This is a genomic window from Phenylobacterium sp., assembly GCF_004297125.1.
Lineage (GTDB): Bacteria > Pseudomonadota > Alphaproteobacteria > Caulobacterales > Caulobacteraceae > Phenylobacterium.
In genome coordinates this window covers 420015-436860 of the sequence record NZ_SCVD01000019.1, presented here as the reverse complement: position 1 = coordinate 436860, position 16846 = coordinate 420015, and the positions used below count along the sequence as shown (strand labels likewise).

General features: G+C 70.6%; 13 protein-coding genes. All 13 read right to left on the bottom strand.

What is annotated here, in order from left to right; genetic code table 11:
• Positions 1-8: 8 nt before the first annotated feature.
• The 13 genes from EPO51_RS10455 to EPO51_RS10395 all read right to left on the bottom strand — a co-directional run bounded on the left by EPO51_RS10455 (position 9) and on the right by EPO51_RS10395 (position 16696).
• A complete protein-coding gene (locus EPO51_RS10455; protein WP_293349739.1) occupies positions 9-1391 on the bottom strand; it encodes a pilus assembly protein TadG-related protein in 1383 nt (460 codons plus the stop codon).
• Between the two features lie 81 nt (positions 1392-1472).
• The gene (locus EPO51_RS10450) at positions 1473-2156 is read right to left on the bottom strand and encodes a response regulator transcription factor (protein WP_293349736.1); all 684 of its coding nucleotides are present in this window, start codon (positions 2154-2156) and stop codon (positions 1473-1475) included.
• A complete protein-coding gene (locus tag EPO51_RS10445) occupies positions 2153-4012 on the bottom strand; it encodes a sensor histidine kinase (RefSeq protein ID WP_293349733.1) in 1860 nt (619 codons plus the stop codon). The genes EPO51_RS10450 and EPO51_RS10445 overlap by 4 nt, the downstream gene beginning before the upstream one ends.
• 82 nt (positions 4013-4094) lie before the next feature.
• Entirely contained in the window at positions 4095-4331 is a 237-nt protein-coding gene (locus EPO51_RS10440) for a hypothetical protein (protein WP_293349730.1), read from the bottom strand.
• A gap of 291 nt (positions 4332-4622) precedes the next feature.
• Positions 4623-5396: a uroporphyrinogen-III C-methyltransferase gene (gene cobA / locus EPO51_RS10435; RefSeq protein ID WP_363200473.1), complete on the bottom strand. Its 774-nt coding sequence runs from the start codon at positions 5394-5396 to the stop codon at positions 4623-4625.
• Entirely contained in the window at positions 5386-8031 is a 2646-nt protein-coding gene (locus EPO51_RS10430; protein WP_293349724.1) for a nitrate reductase, read from the bottom strand. Before EPO51_RS10430 ends, cobA begins: the two co-directional genes overlap by 11 nt.
• Positions 8032-8035: 4 nt before the next feature.
• Positions 8036-8374: a nitrite reductase small subunit NirD gene (gene nirD, locus EPO51_RS10425; protein WP_293349721.1), complete on the bottom strand. Its 339-nt coding sequence runs from the start codon at positions 8372-8374 to the stop codon at positions 8036-8038.
• Positions 8371-10830 (bottom strand): nitrite reductase large subunit NirB, encoded by a 2460-nt coding sequence (gene nirB, locus EPO51_RS10420; RefSeq protein ID WP_293349718.1) that lies wholly within the window; start codon positions 10828-10830, stop codon positions 8371-8373. Before nirB ends, nirD begins: the two co-directional genes overlap by 4 nt.
• 4 nt (positions 10831-10834) lie before the next feature.
• On the bottom strand, positions 10835-12049 hold the full coding sequence (locus EPO51_RS10415) for a nitrate/nitrite transporter (RefSeq protein ID WP_293349716.1): 1215 nt from the start codon (positions 12047-12049) through the stop codon (positions 10835-10837).
• A gap of 226 nt (positions 12050-12275) precedes the next feature.
• Positions 12276-13079, bottom strand: coding sequence for an ABC transporter ATP-binding protein (locus tag EPO51_RS10410; protein ID WP_293349713.1), 804 nt, complete (start codon positions 13077-13079; stop codon positions 12276-12278).
• A 9-nt stretch (positions 13080-13088) separates the two neighbouring features.
• The gene (ntrB, locus tag EPO51_RS10405) at positions 13089-13979 is read right to left on the bottom strand and encodes a nitrate ABC transporter permease (RefSeq protein ID WP_363200469.1); all 891 of its coding nucleotides are present in this window, start codon (positions 13977-13979) and stop codon (positions 13089-13091) included.
• 10 nt (positions 13980-13989) lie between these two features.
• A complete protein-coding gene (locus EPO51_RS10400) occupies positions 13990-15267 on the bottom strand; it encodes a CmpA/NrtA family ABC transporter substrate-binding protein (RefSeq protein ID WP_293349711.1) in 1278 nt (425 codons plus the stop codon).
• Between the two features lie 16 nt (positions 15268-15283).
• Positions 15284-16696, bottom strand: coding sequence for an alginate export family protein (locus EPO51_RS10395; RefSeq protein ID WP_293349708.1), 1413 nt, complete (start codon positions 16694-16696; stop codon positions 15284-15286).
• Between the last annotated feature and the right edge of the window lie 150 nt (positions 16697-16846).

Genomic DNA, 16846 nt, shown 5'->3' with positions numbered 1-16846 from the left:
CCGGCGGCCTACTGGATCAGCGCCTGGCGCGCGCCCAGCCCCGGCGCCGTGGGCAGGGTGAGGCCGGCGGCGGCGCAATCCTGGGTCGGCTGGGCGAAGATGGCGCCGGCGCCGTCCACCTCGATGCTGTTGGCGACCACGCCAAAGCAGCGAAGCCCGTCGGTATGCAGGTTGATGGCGCCCCGCACCGTCAGGTTGCCGTTCGGCATGTAGATCAGCCCCTGCAGCTTCAGGGTCGGATCACGCCCTGCGTAGGTCATGTCCAGTCGGTGACGGGGGCCGGTCAGCTGACCGTCCTGAAGGATCGCGATGCCCCGCAGCGGACCCGTCGTCGGCGCGGCGATGTCGATCGTGCCAAACCCCGTCCCGTTTGTGATCACATGGTTCGCGGGTGGCCCCGGCCCCAGATTCAGCTTCCCCGTGAGTATTATGGTCAGCGAGCCCCCGCCCGTGGTCTTGAGCGTGTGGCCGTTAAGGTCGAGATGCCCATTGTTGATGGCCAGCACGCTGTTGGGCTGCGTGACCTCGATATCCGAGCCCAACCGCGTATCACCGCAGCCACGAAGCACCCCGCCAACCCAGGGCGATGACGCGGTCACGATGGAGCCATCGCGGTCAGTGCATGTGTCCGGCGGAATCGGGGGATTGGCGTTGAGCGCGGCGAACGGATCGCTCCGCACGGCGACGCCGCCGACCCGGTTCGTGCCGCAGGTGGAGGCGCCCACGGCAAAGCCGTTGACCACGCCCGCGTCCGCCTGCTGGCCATTGCACACCAGGGCGCTGTTCGACCAGAGGTCGCACCCGGACAGGTCGACCTGCCCGCCGCCGTTGACCCGCAGGGCCTGCCCCGTCGTCGCAAGCCCCATCATGCAGAAGCCGTTGGACGCGCCGGTGCGCGCGACGGCCACGGCGGCGATCGTCTGGGCCGGTCCTCCGAGGTAGGTCGTATCGCCCTGGAAGCCGACGACACGGACGAGGAGCAGCGGGACCTTGTGGGCGATCCTCACGCGATAGCAGGGCGCGGCCGAACCGTCGGGACACGTGAACCGTTCGGCCTGCAGCGTCGTGGCCTCGTCGGCGGCGAAGCCCATCCTGGCGGCGACGGCGGCGGCTTCCTGGCCGAAGGTGGCGCTGCGCCGGACCGTGGCGCAGGGTTCATCAGCCGCGCAGCCGTTGATCGCCGCGGCCATGGCGGCCGAGTCCGCGGCGCTCTGCGCGGCGCGTTGCAGCAACAGCCAGCCCGAGGCCTCCATGGCCAGGCCCAGCCCCCCGATCACCGGGATCAGCATGAGCGCGAACACGCCGCTGGCCGCTCCGCGACGGTCGGCCGCCAGCCGGCCGATCCAGCGGCCGAGGCGCCCTGCGGCTATTCGTGTGCGTCGCTCACCCATCCGCGATCCCAAACCCGGCTCGCATCTTAGCCCCCCTTGGCCGCACCGCGAGCGGTTACGCCTGAGAGGATTGGCGGCGGCTCAGTCGAGGTTGAGCCGATAGCCTTCCCCGGCTTCCGCGATCAGGAAGCGCGGCGCCGAGACATCGGGTTCGATCTTGCGCCGCAACTGCCAGGCCAGGACCCGGACGTTCATGAGGTCCGCGTCGCTGCCGCGGCCCCAGATCGCCTCGATGATCCGGTCATGGCTCACGATCGCGCCTTCGGCCTCGGCCAGCAGCTGGACCAGTTCGGTCTCCTTGCGCGACAACCGGACCGACGCGCCGTTCACGATCGCCCGGCGCGAGGAGACATCGATCTGCAGGGCGCGCGATACGACCGGACGCGGCGCCGGCGTATGGACCGGCCGCAGGGCGACCCGCATCCGTGCGAGCAGTTCCCCCGCGTCGAAGGGCTTGGCCAGATAGTCGTTGGCGCCCATGTCCAGGGCCGAGACCTTCTCCTTGCCCGAGTCCCTCGCCGAGATAACCAGGATCGGGGCGGCGGAAATGGCGCGGGCCTGGCGGATCACGTCCTTGCCGTCCATATCCGGCAGTCCGAGATCGAGCAGGATGACGCCGAACTCTTCGCGAACGAGATGCTGCAGCCCCTCAAGGCCCGTCCTCGCGGAGGTGATCGAATAGCCCTCCTGGGTGAGCATGGCCTGCAGCATGCCCGTCAGCTGCTCTTCGTCCTCGATGATGAGGACGCGGACCCCGGTCGTCATGCTTCATCTCCCCTGTCGGGCAGGGTGATCTCGACGATCAGGCCGGGCGCCCCGCCCTCCCGCCGCAGGGCCCGGACGTCGCCGCCCAGGACGCGAGCAAGGCTGCGGGTGATGTAGAGGCCCAGCCCGAGGCCCGGGGCCGTGACCTGACGGCTCCGGTAGAAGCGCTCGAAGATGCGTTCCAGGTCGGCCGGCGGTGCGTCCTGCCCTTCATTGGCCACCGCGATCCGCAGTTGCGCGGCCGAACGCGTGGCGGTCACCTCGACCGTCGAGCCTTCAGGGCTGTACTTGATGGCGTTCTCCAGGACGTTGCCGAGGGCCTGTCCCAACAGCGCCGGATCGGTCCGGAGCGGCGCCTGGTCGACGTGCGCGACCAGGAAGCGGCGGGCGCCGCCGGTGTCGCCCAGGCTCTCCCAGACATCGTAAACCAAGGCTTCCAGGCTGACCTCGGCGAGATTGACGTCGACGGCGCCGGACTCGAGGCGCGCCACGCTGATGAAGTTGTCGACGTACCGGCTGAGCCGGTTCGCCTGATCCTTGATGATGAACAGCAGCTTGCGGCTGACCGCCGGATCGTGGTCCGACGACAGGCCCAGGATGCTGGTCACCGAGCCGAGGATTCCCGACAGCGGCGAGCGGAAGTGGTGCGAGACGGCGTCGAGCAGGACGGTCCTCAGGTGCTCGATCCGCGCGGCCTCCTCCATCTCCCCCATCTCGGCCGCGAACCGCAGCCGCAGCAGGGTCGACGCAGCAAGGTCGATCAGGGCATGGGCGGCGTTGTCGAGCGCGCGACCGCCCGCGGCGCCCGGCGCATAGCGCCAGCGAACCTGTCCGACCACCCGATCCTCGGACCGCATTTCCCGCTCGCGCCAAGTCTCGTCCCCGGGCGCCCAGGTCTGTCCCGGCGGGTGGCTGGCGACCACCGCCCCGCCTTCCAGCAGGACGGCGCGGCCGCGGCCTAGCGCCACGAGCGCCGCGAGCAGTTCGCGTCGGACATCCAATTCATGTCTCGCATCCCCAAGGGCTCGCGCCCCGGCGATGAGGCCCGCCATCGCGTGACCGCGCAACTGCGCGTCTTGGCGCAGCCCGCCGATCCAGCCGGCCATCGCGGCCAAGGCCACGGCGGCGATCGCGGCCGGGACAGCCTGGGCGCCGACCGGCGCGACCGCCACGGCCAGCATCACGCCGCCGGCGAGGCCGATCAGGCTTCCGCCGATCCGGCCAGCCAGGGGCGCGGTCAAGAGCACGCCCAGGGCGATCGCAAGCACGGCGAAAGCCTCGCCGAAGCCCCGCACGACGAAGGCCACCGCGAGCGTAAGGCCCAGAGATGCAAGGGCGAGGAGGATGCGCAAAGCCAGGCGTGCAGCGCCCGCGCCGTCCTGCGGCGCGATCCCGGCCAAGGCGCCGCGAAGCCGGCCGATCCGCACAAGCAGGCGCGGGGCCGCCAATCCGCCGGTCCCGGCGGCAAGGCCCCAGCGGCGGATCCCATCCGACGCCAGCCCGACGAAGCCGGCCCCCGCCGCCAGGGCGATCAGCGTCGGCCTCGCCTCGGGCCCGGAGGGCAGGCCGATCGCCACCTGGTAGATCGCGGCGCACACGGCGACCGCCAGGATGGCCCCGATCAGGCCGAACGTCGCCGCCACGACCAGCATGGTCGTCACCAGCACGGCGGGTATGAGGCTGACGCCGAGATGCCGGACGGTCACCACGGAGGCGACAAGGACGCCCAGAGGAACCAGCGTGGCGATCAGGCTCGATCGGCCCGAGGGCAGCGAACGCGCGACGCCGCGCCCCTCCGGCGCGCCTCGCCCGCGCCAGGTGTCGGGCTCATTTCGGCCGGCGTGGCCCGGGCGCATCCGCAATCCTTCAAGACCCGCTGCCTCGGCGAGCGGAAGTTCGAACGATGACACCTTACGCCACACCGACGACTCCTACGGGTTAACGAAACCAGGCGCGCAGACCGCGCCCACGCGCCGGCGTCGGGGCGACCGGCGCAAGCCGGGGCGCGACGGCGCGCTTGTGCTGGTTTCTGGAGGCCTTGCTGGCCAAGTGAAGCCATTCCTCGGCCAGCTGTTCATAGGTCAGCATGAGGTCGTAGCTCGTCGCGTGGTCCGCGAGCGTTCTCAGCCGATTGGCTCTTTCCAGACAGGTCTCGATGCTGATGGCGTTCTGCATGTCCCCTCCCAGGACAAGCCCGGCCGCGCCGGGCTTTGACAACCACACCCCCCGGTGCGCCGCAGGCCATAGCTAACAGCGCCCCACCGCCCTCGGAATAAGATCAAGTTAAGGTTCCCGGCCCGGTTGTGGATGCCGGCGCGGACAGGCGCGCCTTCCGGCAGCCGCCAGGCGGGTGAGAGCGGCGATCCTGATCGCTTGGGGCGCGGGCGCGCTAGCCCGTGGCCAGTCCGAACTCCCGCATGGCCGGCACGAAGTCGTTCTCGAAGGCGCGGAGCTGGTTGTCGTTCATCAGCCGGCCTCGGCCAGGGCGTCGTTTGGCATCGCGGCGAAGACGTCCGCCTGGGCGGTGACCTCGCCGACAATCAGCACCACCGGCCCGGTGACCCGCGCCGCCGCCAGCGTCGCCCCGAGGCCGGCCAGCGTGCCCGGCATGGCCCGCGCGTCGGGACGGCCGGCGTTCTCCACCGCCATGACGGGAGTGGCCGGCGAGCGACCCTGGGCGATGAGGCGCTGGGCAGCCGCCTCCAGGCGGTCGCGGCCCATGTAGAGCGCCACGGTGGTCTCCGGATCGGCCGCCGCGGCCCAGCCGCCCTCGGTCAGGCCGCTGTCCTGGGTGGTGGCTGTGGCGAGGAGCAGGCGTCGCGCCTCGCCGCGATGGGTCAGCGGGAAGCCGAACTGCGCCGCCGCGGCGCTGGCGGCGGTGACGCCGGGCACGACCTCGGTCGCGATCCCGCATGCGTGCAGGAAGGCCGCCTCCTCGCCGACACGCCCGAAGATCGACGGGTCGCCGCCCTTCAGCCGCACCACGTCCAACCCGCGGCGGGCCAGGCGCAGCATGAGGCGATTGATGGTCTCCTGCTTCATGCTGGTCCGGCCGGCCCGCTTGCCGGTCTGGATCTTGAGGCAGGCGGCGGGCGCCAGCGCGATCACCTCGTCCGAGACCAGGGCGTCGTAGAGCAGCGCCTGGGCGCCCTCGACAGCCCGCAGGGCGCGGACCGTCAGCAGGTCGGCCGAGCCCGGCCCCGCGCCCACCAGGCGCACACGTCCCGGCTCATGCGGCATGGCGGACATCTCCCTTGGAAGCGGCGATCAGACGGGCGATCTCGGGACGGCAGGAGCCGCAGTTCGCGCCCGCGCCGGTCGCCTCGCCGATGGCGTCGACCGTGGCGCAACCGCCGACGATGGCGGTCTCGATACGCTGGCTCCGCACGCCCCGGCAGGCGCACACGATGGGGCTGGCGTCCAAGGCCTGCCCAGGTTGGCGGCCGATCAGCAGGGCCGTGCGGTCGGCCGCGGTCAGGGCCTCGGCGGCGAACAGGTCGGCCAGCCAGTCCCGCGGCGGCAGGGCGCCGGCGGTGGTGAAGAAGATCACCCGGTCCAGGCGGTCGCCGTCCATCCAGGCCTCACGCAGGCTGCCCGCGGCCGGGTCGTCGAAGCGCAGGACGTCGCCGGTCTTGCGGGTCAGCGCCTTCTGGACCGCCGCGCGCTCGCGCGCGTCGCCGCGCCCGGCGAATTCGTGGAGCTGGCAGGCGGCGTGCGGAATGCGCCGCCAGACGAGGTCCAGGCCGGCGGGCGCACGCCAGGCGTCGCGGGCCAGGAAGAAGCCGCGCCAGGTCTCGCGGTACGCCCGGACCCGGGCCGGCGTGTGCTTGAACTCGGGCTGGCCCGAGCGGGAGTCGATCCTGGGGGCCACCAGCGGATTGGCGCGGCCCGAGGGCGCGAAGACCTCGGTCCAGTGCATGGGCATGAACACCGAGCCCCGCCGCTGGCGGTCGGTGAGGCGGGCCACGGCGATGGCCTCGCCGTGGGCGGTCTGCACACGGGTCAGCGCGCCTTCACCGATGCCCAGCGGGCCGGCGTCGGCGGGATGGAGTTCGACGTAGGGCTCGGGCGCATGGCGGCAGAGTTCGGGGGCCAGGGCGGTCCGCGTCATGGTGTGCCAGTGGTCGCGGACCCGGCCGGTGTTCAGCGACAACGGGAAGGCCGGCGACGTGGCTTCGGCGGGGCCTCGCGCGGCGACCGGCACCATGCGGGCGCGGCCGTCGGGCGTCTGGAACTGCCCGTCCTCGAACAGGCGCGCCGTCCCGCCCGCGGTGGTCACCGGCCACTGGACCGGCTCCAGCGCGTCGTACGCCTCCGGGCTGATCGTCGCCATCGGGCCCAGGTTCAGGACGCGGCTGGTATTTTCATAGGCCGTGAGGCGCGCCCACTCGCGAAACACCTGGGCGGGGCTGCGCCAGCCGAAGCCGTCGCCGAAGCCCATCGCCGTGGCGACATCGGCCACGATCCGCCAGTCGGCGCGCGCCTCGCCGGGCGGGTCGAACAGGCGCCGCTGGCGGGTGATCCGGCGCTCGGAATTGGTGACCGTGCCGTCCTTCTCGCCCCAGGCCAGGGCGGGCAGCTTCACGTGGGCGAATTGCAGGGTGTCGGTCTCGGCCACGCAGTCGGAAACCACCACGAAGGGGCAGGCCGCCAGAGCCGCGCGCACCCGGCCGGCGTCCGGCAGGCTGACCACCGGGTTGGTGGCCATGATCCAGATCGCCTTGACCCGGCCGTCCGCCACGGCGTCGAACATGTCGACGGCCTTGAGGCCCGGCCCGGCGGCGATCCGCGGGCCGCCCCAGAACCGGCCGACCCGAGCCCGCGCCGCGTCGTCGAAGTCCATGTGGCCGGCCAGCGTCGTCGCCATGCCGCCGGTTTCGCGGCCGCCCATGGCGTTGGGCTGGCCGGTGATCGAGAAGGGGCAGGCTCCCGGCTTGCCGATCCGCCCGGTGGCCAGGTGAACGTTGAGGATCGCCGAGCCCTTGGCCACGCCCTGGACCGACTGGTTGGCGCCCATGGAGAACAGGCTGACCGTCTTCGGCGTCTCGGCGAACAGGCGGAAGAACGCTTCCAGATCGGCCAGCGCCACGCCGCAGTCTGCGGCGATTGCGGATGGGGACTGGTCGGCCTGGGCCAGTTCGGCCTCGACGTCCGCGAAGCCCGAGACGTGGGCGGCCACATAGGCGCGATCGACGGCGCCGCGCCGCATCAGGTCGGCCAGCAGCCCGTTCCAGAGCCGCACGTCCGTCTGCGGGGCCAGCGGCAGGTGCAGGTCGGCGGCCTCCGCCGTGTCGGTGCGGCGCGGGTCGATGACGACGTGCCGCTGGCCGCGGGCCCGGGCCGCCTCCATGCGGCGGAACAGCACCGGGTGGGTCCAGGCGGCGTTGTGGCCGGAGAAGACCACCAAGTCGGCGAGGTCCAGGTCCTCGTAGCAGCCGGGGACCAGGTCGGCGCCGAAGGCCAGCTTGTGGGCGATCACCGCCGAGGCCATGCAGAGGCGCGAGTTGGTGTCGATGTTCCCCGAGCCGATGAAGCCCTTCATCAACTTGTTGGCCGCGTAGTAGTCCTCGGTCAGGATCTGGCCCGAGACGTAGAAGGCCACCGAGTCCGGTCCATGCCTGGCGATCGTCTCGGCGAACCTGCCCGCGACGCGTTGCGTCGCCTCGCTCCAGCTGACCCGGCGGTTCCCGATCATCGGGTGCAGCAGCCGGCCCTCCAGGCTAACCGTCTTGCCCAGCGCCGTGCCCTTGGAGCAGAGGCGGCCCAGGTTGGCGGGATGCTCGGGATCGCCTCGCACCTCCAGCGCGCGCCCGTCCGCCGCCGCGCTCACGCCGCAGCCCACGCCGCAGTACGGGCATGCGGTGCGGACGCTCACGGCCTCAGATCCGGCCGAGCAGGAGGCGGCCGTCGCGCACCTCCAGCGGCACGACCGGCGCGCAGCCCTTGCCGCGATCGGCGCCCATGGGCTCGCCGGTGGCCAGTTCGATCGACCAGTTGTGCAGGGGGCAGGTCACCGCGTGACCGTGGACGATCCCCTGGCTGAGCGGTCCGCCCTTGTGGGGACAGCGGTCGCGGAGCGCGAAGACCTTGCCGTCGCCGGTCCGGAAGATGGCGATGTCGCCGTCCGCGGTCGGCACGCGGCGCGAACCGCGCAGGGGCACGTCGGTGACGGCGCCCACGTCGGTCCACAGGATGGGATCTTTGACGAGCGCGTTCATGCCGGTTCGAACTCCATGCGACGGCTGAGCGGGTTGAATTCGTGGGCGTCGCGACCGGCCACCCGCTCGGCCCAGGGGTCGACGCGGAAGAAGCGCTGCGAATAGGAGAAGCGGTCGTAGAGCGCCCGCCGGGCCTCCGGATCCTCGACTTGCGCCTTGATGGCGTCGAGGCCGATGCGGTCCATCCACTTGTAGATCCGCTCCAGGTACCAGGCGTTTTCGCGGTAGAACTGCATGACCGCGCAGATGGTCCAGACGGCCTCGTCCTCGGTGGCGACCTTGGTGAGGATCTCGGTGCCCTTGATATGCAGGCCCGCCGCGCCGCCGACGTGGATCTCGTAGCCGCTGTCGACGCAGATCACGCCGATGTCCTTGCAGGTGGCCTCGGCGCAGTTCCGCGGGCAGCCGGAGACCGCCAACTTCACCTTGGCGGGCGACCAGGAGCCCCACATGAACTTCTCGAGCCGCACCCCCAGGCCGGTGGAATCCTGGGTCCCGAACCGGCACCAGTCGGTCCCGACGCAGGTCTTCACCGTCCGCAGGCCCTTGGCGTAGGCGTGACCCGAGACCATGCCGGCCTTGTTCAGGTCGGCCCAGACCGCGGGCAGGTCGTCCTTCTTCACGCCCAGCAGATCGATGCGCTGGCCGCCGGTGACCTTCACGGTCGGGATGTCGAACTTGTCGACCACGTCGGCGATGGCGCGCAGCTCGTCGGAACTGGTCACCCCGCCCCACATGCGCGGGACCACCGAATAGGTGCCGTCCTTCTGGATGTTGGCGTGGACCCGCTCGTTGACGAACCGCGACTGCTTGTCGTCGCGATAGTCGCCGGGCCAGGCGCAGACCAAGTAGTAGTTCAGCGCCGGGCGGCAGGACGAACAGCCGTCGGGCGTGGTCCATTCCAGCGCCTGCATGGCCGCCGGGATCGACTTCAGCTCCTCGTCGACGATGCGCCGGCGGACCTCGTCGTGGCCGCGATGGGTGCAGCCGCAGACCGGCTTCGGACCGATCTGGGCCTGGAAGGCGTCGCCGAGGCTCAGCTTCAGCAACTTTTCCACCAGCGGCGTACACGTGCCGCACGATGCCGAGGCCTTGGTGACCGCCCGCACGCTCTCCAGGGTGGTCAGGCCCTGGTCGGCGATGGCGCTCGTGATCTCGCCCTTGCAGACGCCGTTGCAGCCGCACACCTCGGCGGTGTCCGCCATCGCCGCAACGGCCGCGCTAGGGTCCAGGCCTCGAAGGCCCTCCGTGGCGGCCTGGCCGAAGACCAGGGTCTCGCGGAAGCCCGCGACGTCCTCGCCGGACTTCATGAGGTCGAAGTACCAGCCGCCGTCCGCGGCATCGCCGAACAGCACCGCGCCGGCGACTTTGCCGTCCTCCAGCACGATACGCTTGTAGACGCCGCGTCCGGCGTCGCGGAACACGATGTCTTCGCACCCCGCCCCGCCCAGGTGCTTGCCGGCGGAGAAGACGTCCACGCCCGACACCTTGAGCCGAGTCGAGAGGCTGGAGCCTTCGTAGGTCCCCTGTCCGTCGGTCAGCGCCTCGCCCAGGGTCCGGCACATTTCCCAGATCGGCGCCACCAGGCCGTAGCACTGGCCGCGATGCTCGACGCATTCGCCGATGGCGTAGATCGCCGGGTCGGAGGTGCGCAGGGTGTCGTCGACGATCACGCCACGGTTCACCTCCAGCCCTGCCGCCTTGGCGAGGCCCGAGGCCGGACGGATACCCACCGCCATCACCAGGAGGTCGCAGGGCAGCGTGCGGCCGTCCTTCAGCTTCAGGCCAGCCACGCGGCCGTCCTTGCCGACGATCTCTTCCGACTGGGCTTCCAATTCGGTGGCCACGCCCTTGCCCGCCAGGGCCTCGGTGAGCAGGAACCCGGCCGAGGCGTCGAGCTGGCGCTCCATCAGCACGTCCAGCAGGTGGACCACCGTCGCCGACATGCCGCGCTTGGAGAGTCCGTACGCCGCCTCGATGCCCAGGAGGCCGCCGCCGATCACCACCGCCTTCGCACCCGGCTTCGCGGCGGCGATCATCGCCTCCACGTCGTCGAGGTCGCGGAAAGTGACCACGCCCGCCAGGTCTGCGCCCGGCAGGGGCAGGCGGATCGGATCGGAACCGGTGGCCAGGATCAGGCGGTCATAGTGGACCTCGTGGCCGTCCTCGACGCGCACGACCCGCGCCGCCCGATCCACCGCCTCGACCTTGCAGCCGGCGTGCAGGACGATGCCGTTGTCGCGGTACCAGGCTTCGTCGTTGATCACGATGTCGGCGAAGGACTTCTCCCCCGCCAGCACCGGCGACAGCATGATCCGGTCGTAGTTCACCCGGGGCTCGGCGCCGAAGATGGTGATCTCGTAGCGGCCGGGGTCGCGCTTCAGCACTTCCTGCACCGCCCGGCAGCCGGCCATGCCGTTGCCGATGACGACGAGCTTCTCCTTGGGCATGGTCATCCCCTCAGAGCCGCAGGGCCGCGCCGGCCAGCTTCGGCCAGGTCTCGCGCCACTTCGCCTTCACGCCGATCAGGCCGATCAGGGCCAGCAGCGCCAGGCCGGCGAAGGCCAGCAGCCCGGCCTGGTACGAGCCGGTGACCTGCTTGGCCCAGCCCAGGCTCGAGGCCAGGTAAAAGCCGCCGACGCCGCCGGTCATGCCCACCAGGCCGGTGATCACGCCGATCTCCTTGCCGAAGCGCTGCGGCGCGAGCTGGAAGACCGCCCCGTTGCCGGCGCCCAGCGCCATCATCGAGAACATCATCAGGCCCAGGGCCAGCCAGACGCTCGGTTGCTGGAAGCTGACCATGGCCAGGCCCAAGCCCGCCAGGACGTAGACGACCGTCAGCGTCCGCACGCCGCCGAAGCGGTCCGCCAGGGCGCCGCCCACCGGCCGCACGAAGGAGCCGGCGAAAACGCAGGCCGCGGTGAAGAAGCCGGCGGTTACCGCCGACAGGCCATACTCGGCGTTGAAGTAGATGGTCAGCGACGACGACAGGCCGACGAAACCGCCGAAGGTCACGCCGTAGAGCGCCATCAGCCACCAAGCGTCGCCCTCGCGCAGCACGCCCATGTATTCGGTCAGGGTCTTGGGCGGCGGCCGGTTCGGGGCGTCCTTGGCGAACACCAGATAGACCACGAAAGCCACGGCCAGCGGCAGGGCGGCCAGGCCGATCACGTTCTGCCAGCCGTAGAGCTGGGCCAGGCCGGGCGCGAACAGCGCCGCCAGCGCAGTCCCCGAGTTGCCGGCCCCGGCGATGCCCAGGGCCAGGCCCTGGTGCTCCGGCGGATACCAGCGCGAGGCCAGCGGCAGGGCCACGGCGAACGAGGCGCCGGCCACGCCGAGCACGACGCCCAGCGCCAGCACCTGATGGTAACTGTGGACGCCCAGGAACCAGGCCACCGCCAGGCCGAGCAGCACGACCAGTTGCCCGATCAGGCCGGTCCTCTTCGGGCCGATGTGGTCGACCAGCAGGCCTGCCCCCAGGCGCAGGATGGCGCCGGACAGCACCGGCACGGCGACCATGAAGCCCTTCTGCGCCGGCGTCAGGCCGAAGTCCTTGGCGATCGCCACGCCCAGCGGGCCCAGGACCACCCAGGTCATGAAGCTGAGGTCGAAATAGAGGAAGGCGGAGAGCAGAGTCGGGGTGTGTCCCGACTTCAGGAACGAGCGACTGACCATAAGGGAAAAAGGCCCTGTGCTGGAGTGGACAGGCGGCGTCGCCAAGGGTGGGAAGGCTCGTCTTCGAGCCGCTCCGAAAGCCGCGAACGCCGTTGTCCTGGGCCTTGGAAGCAGGAGAGCGCGGTCCCGGCCCCGACGTCACGCGCCAAGAGCCTCGCCGAAGGCCATGTTTCGCTGCAGTGCAAAAACCAGGCGCCCGGATCGCCCCAGGCGCCTGGAATTTGAGCTAGGCCGCGGCGTGCAGCCCCGTGTGCCGGGCGTAGAGGAATTCGATCACGGCGTGACGGGCGGCGATATAGGCCGGGGTGGCGTCCACCTCGATCCGCCGTCGGGGCCGTGGCAGTTCCACCCGCACGATGTCGCCGATCTCGGCCGCCGGGCCATTGGTCATCATCACGATCCGGTCGGACAGCAGCACCGCCTCGTCCACGTCGTGGGTGATCATCAGCACCGTGTTGCGGAGCTTGGCGTGGATCTCCATGACGCTGTCCTGCAGGTTGGCGCGGGTGAGCGCGTCCAGCGCCCCGAACGGCTCGTCCAGCAGCAGCACCTTGGGCTCCATGGCCAGGGCCCGGGCCAGGCCCACCCGCTGCTTCATGCCGCCCGAGATCTCGTGGGGCTTCTTGTCCTTGGCGTGGGTCATCTGGACCAGGGCCAGGTTGTGCAGGGTCCAGGCGTGGCGCTCAGGGCGGCTCTTCCTGCCGCGGAACACCTTGTCCACCGCCAGCCGCACGTTCTCGTAGACGGTGAGCCAGGGCAGCAGGGAATGGTTCTGGAACACCACCGCCCGGTCGGGCCCGGGGCCGTCCACCGCCCGCTTGTCGAGGATCACCGCGCCGTGGCTCACCGGGACCAGGCCGGCCACGACGTTCAGCAAGGTGGACTTGCCGCAGCCGGAGTGGCCGATGATCGAGATGAACTCGCCCTGGTCGACCGTGAGATCGACGCCCTTCAGCACCTCGCTGGCGCGCTGGCCGGCGTTGAAGGTGACGCCCAGGTTCTCGATGGAGAGATAGGCTCTGCTGCTCATGGCTGGCTCCTAGCTCGCGGACGCGCCGCGGGAGACGATGCGGCCTGCGAGCGCGACCAGCCGGTCGAGCGCGAAGCCCACCAGGCCGACCCACACCAGGGCCACGACGATGTCAGAGATGCGGGACGCGTTGTACTGGTCCCAGATGAAGAAGCCGACGCCCACGCCGCCCAGCAGCATCTCGGACGCGACGATGGCGAGCCAGCTCATGCCGACGCCGATCCTCAGGCCCGTGAAGATGTAGGGGGTGGCCGCCGGCAGCAGGATGGTGACGAAGTATTCCGGCGGCGAGAGCCTGAGCACCCGGCCGACGTTGACGTAGTCTTGCGGGATGTTGCGCACCCCCACCGCCGTGTTGATAACGATCGGCCAGATGGCGGTGATGAAGATCACGAACAGGGCCGAGGGGTTGGCCTCGTGCAGGGCCGCCAGCGAGATCGGCAGCCAGGCCAGCGGCGGCACCGTGCGCAGGACCTGGAAAATCGGATCCAGGCTGCGGTGCGCGAAGCGGCTGGAGCCCACCAGCACGCCCAGGGCGACGCCCACCACGGCCGAGAAGCTGAAGCCGATGGCCACCCGCTGGAGGCTGGTGAGCGCGTGCCAGAACAGGCCCTTGTCCACCCCGCCCCGGTCGAAGAACGGATCCATGATCAGCTCGCGCGACTCCAGCCAGATGGTGGCCGGCGCCGGCAGGCCGCCCGCCGCGTCGCCGGACAATCCCTGCCAAAGCAGCAGGATCACCCCCAGTGTGACCAGCGGCGGCAGAACCTGAGCGGCCACGCCGCTCAGGATAGCCGCCGCGCGCCTCGCGAACCGCGGCGGCTTGCGACGCAGTGGCAAGACCTCCGCCGGCTTCGGAACGGGAGCGGCGGCGCTTTCGGAATAGGCGGGCAGGCTCATGGGCGGCCTCCTAGACGAGCTTCTTGATGGGCTGGCTGGCGAGGTAGGCGGCGGGATTGGCCGGGTCGAACACCTTGCCGTCGAAGAACTTCTCGGGGCCGCGGCTGTCGGAGGCCGGCGCCGCCACGCCCAGAGCCTTGGCCGCCGCGCGCCAGATGTCGGCGCGGTTGACCTTGTTCACCAGCGCCATCTTGTTGGTGGCCTGTGGCAACACCCCCCAGCGGACGTTCTCGGTGAGGAACCACAGGTCGTGCGACTTGAAGGGGAACGAGGCGTTGTCGGCCCAGAACTTCATGACGTGCGGCGAGCCCTTCACCGACCGACCGTCGCCGAAGTCCACTGTGCCCTGCAGGCGGGGCAGGATGTCGCCCATCGGCACGTTGATGTACTGCCGGCCCGAGACGACGGAGCACATGGCCGGGCGGTTGGCCTGCTTGTCGCACCACATCTGGGCTTCCATGACCGCCATGGTCAGGGCCTGAGCCGCGCGGGGATACTTCGCCACCCAGTCGGCGCGGACGCCGAGGCACTTCTCCGGGTGGTTCATCCAGATCTCGGACGTGAGGCAGGCGGTGTAGCCGACCTTCTGGTTCACCAGCTGGCCGTTCCAGGGCTCGCCCACGCAGAAGGCGTCCTGGGTTCCGGCCTTCATGTTGGCCACCATCTGCGGCGGGGGGATCACGATGGTGGAGACGTCGGTGTCGGGGTTGATGCCGCCGGCCGCCAGCCAGTAGCGGAGCCACAGGTCGTGCGTGCCGCCCCGGAACGTCATGGCGACCTTGGCCATGTTCCCGGCCGCCTTGAGCTGGAGGAACTTGGCCTTCGCGCCGGCGCTGTTCAGGCCCACTTTCACGGCCTTCAGGTCGTTGCCGACGCTGATCGCCTGGCCGTTGGTGTTGAGCCGGGCCAGGATGTTCATCGGCGCCAGCTTGCCGCCGGTGTTGACGCCCGCGCTGAACTGGTAGGGCATCGGCGACAGGATGTGGGCGCCGTCGATGCCCCCGCCCCCCGAGCCCAGCACCAGGTTGTCGCGCGTGCCGCCCCAGGAGGCCTGCTTCAGCACCTCCACGTCGGGCATGCCGTACTTGGCGAACAGGCCGCGTTCCTTGGCGATGATCAGCGGCGAGGCGTCGGTGAGGGCGATGAAGCCGAGGCGCGCCTTGGCCACCTCCGGCCCTGGGCCGGCGGCGAAGGCGCCGGACGGCAGCAGAGCCTTGCCAGCGGCGAGGGTCGCGGCGGCGGCGGTGAGCGCGCTGCGGCGGGTCAGTCCATGGGTCTTTGCGGTCATGATGGGATCGCCTCCGTCAGAGCTTGTATTCGAGGGTGAGCCAGACCTTGGTCCGGGAGGGCGGCGGCGCGGCCGAGCCCGCGGGCACGCGGGCGGCGCGTTCGAAGTCGGCGTATTTGATCGCCGCCGTGAGCTTGGGATTGATCGTCGCCTGGACCTGGGCGTCCCACTCGCGGCCCAGGCTCGCGCCCGTCCGCTGGCTGTCGAAGTCGTGATAGCGGACCAGGACGTCGATGTTGAACAGGTAGGTCCACTTCCACCTGGGCTTCACGTTGAGGGTGAAGTTCAGGTCGCGCAGCCCGTCGACGAAGCCCTTGTTGCCGCCCAGAGGCTGGACGAAGGCGTCGGACCATCCCTGGAAGGCGTGGGTCGTGGCCAGTGGCGTGGTGAAACCACGGGTCCCGTCGCCCTCCAGGGACTCGTAGGAGACCCTGGCGGTGTAGATGTCGAAGGTCCCGGCGAGGTCCGCGCCCCAGTAGTCGAGGCCGTAGTCGGCGGTGTTGCCGTTGTAGTCCGACTGATGCGCGTAGGTGGCGTTGTAGGCGAGCTGGTAGAGCCCAACCCAGGTCTTGCCCGACGCCTTGATCCCCTTGGTGATCGAGGAGTTGGCGGCCGAGTTCCCGAAGTCGAGGGCGTAGACGAAGCCCTGCAGCTTGAGCTGCTCGGCGGGCGTCCAGGTGAGCTGGGCCAGATGGCTGTCCGAGTCCCAGTCGCGCAGCTCGCCCAGCACGCGGTTCACGTGGCTGACGTAGGCGTAGAACAGCTTGAACCGCCCATGCGCCAGGTCGATGCGCGCCGCGTCGAAGGTCTGTTCGTCCTGGCGCCAGCCGACGTTGCCGACGAAGCGCTGGTCGTCGATCAGGATGCGCTGGCGGCCGATCGTGCCGGCGAACGCCGCGTTGGGCGTCCAGCTGAGCTGCAGCCGGTTGAGCTCGGTCCCGTCGGGATCGTTGATGATCGGATAGCGGACCTTGGCCGCGCCGTTCAGCGGCGGGGTCGTGGCGCCGGGAACCTGGACCTGGAAGTGCTCCGGGCCCACCTGCCGGACGTCCTCGAACTCGATCAGGCCGCGCAGGCCGTTCCAGTCGGCGCTCTCCCAGCCGAGGCGCGTGCGCACCGTCGCCGCCTCGCCGTTCTTAGTCAGGACCGCGGTCTTCTTCTGGTCGACGAACTCGTAGCGGCCGCGCACCTCGAACAGCAGCTTCCCCGCCGCGATGGCGTCGCTGATCGTTGCCGCGGCCGGCGGCGGGGGTGGCTCGCGCGCGGGGAGCTCGACCTCGGCGGCGGACACTTCTTCCGCCGTTCCGGGCAACGCGTCCTCCGCCGGCGGCGCAGTGACCTGCGGCGCCTCCGCGGGCGCCTGCGCCGCCGCGCCGCTCCCCCAGACCAGGGCCGCGCTCGCCGCGCCGGCCGCCAGAACCTTCCTCATGATCATCGTGGCTCATCCCCCGAGGCCAAAAAAAAGCGCCCGCCGGGGCGGAGAGCCCCAGGCGGACGCCGGTGTCCGTGCAAGTCGGCGCAGTCGCTGCGCCGTTCGGCCTGTCAGTGGCCGTCGCGGAACGTCGTTGCCCCGCGATGT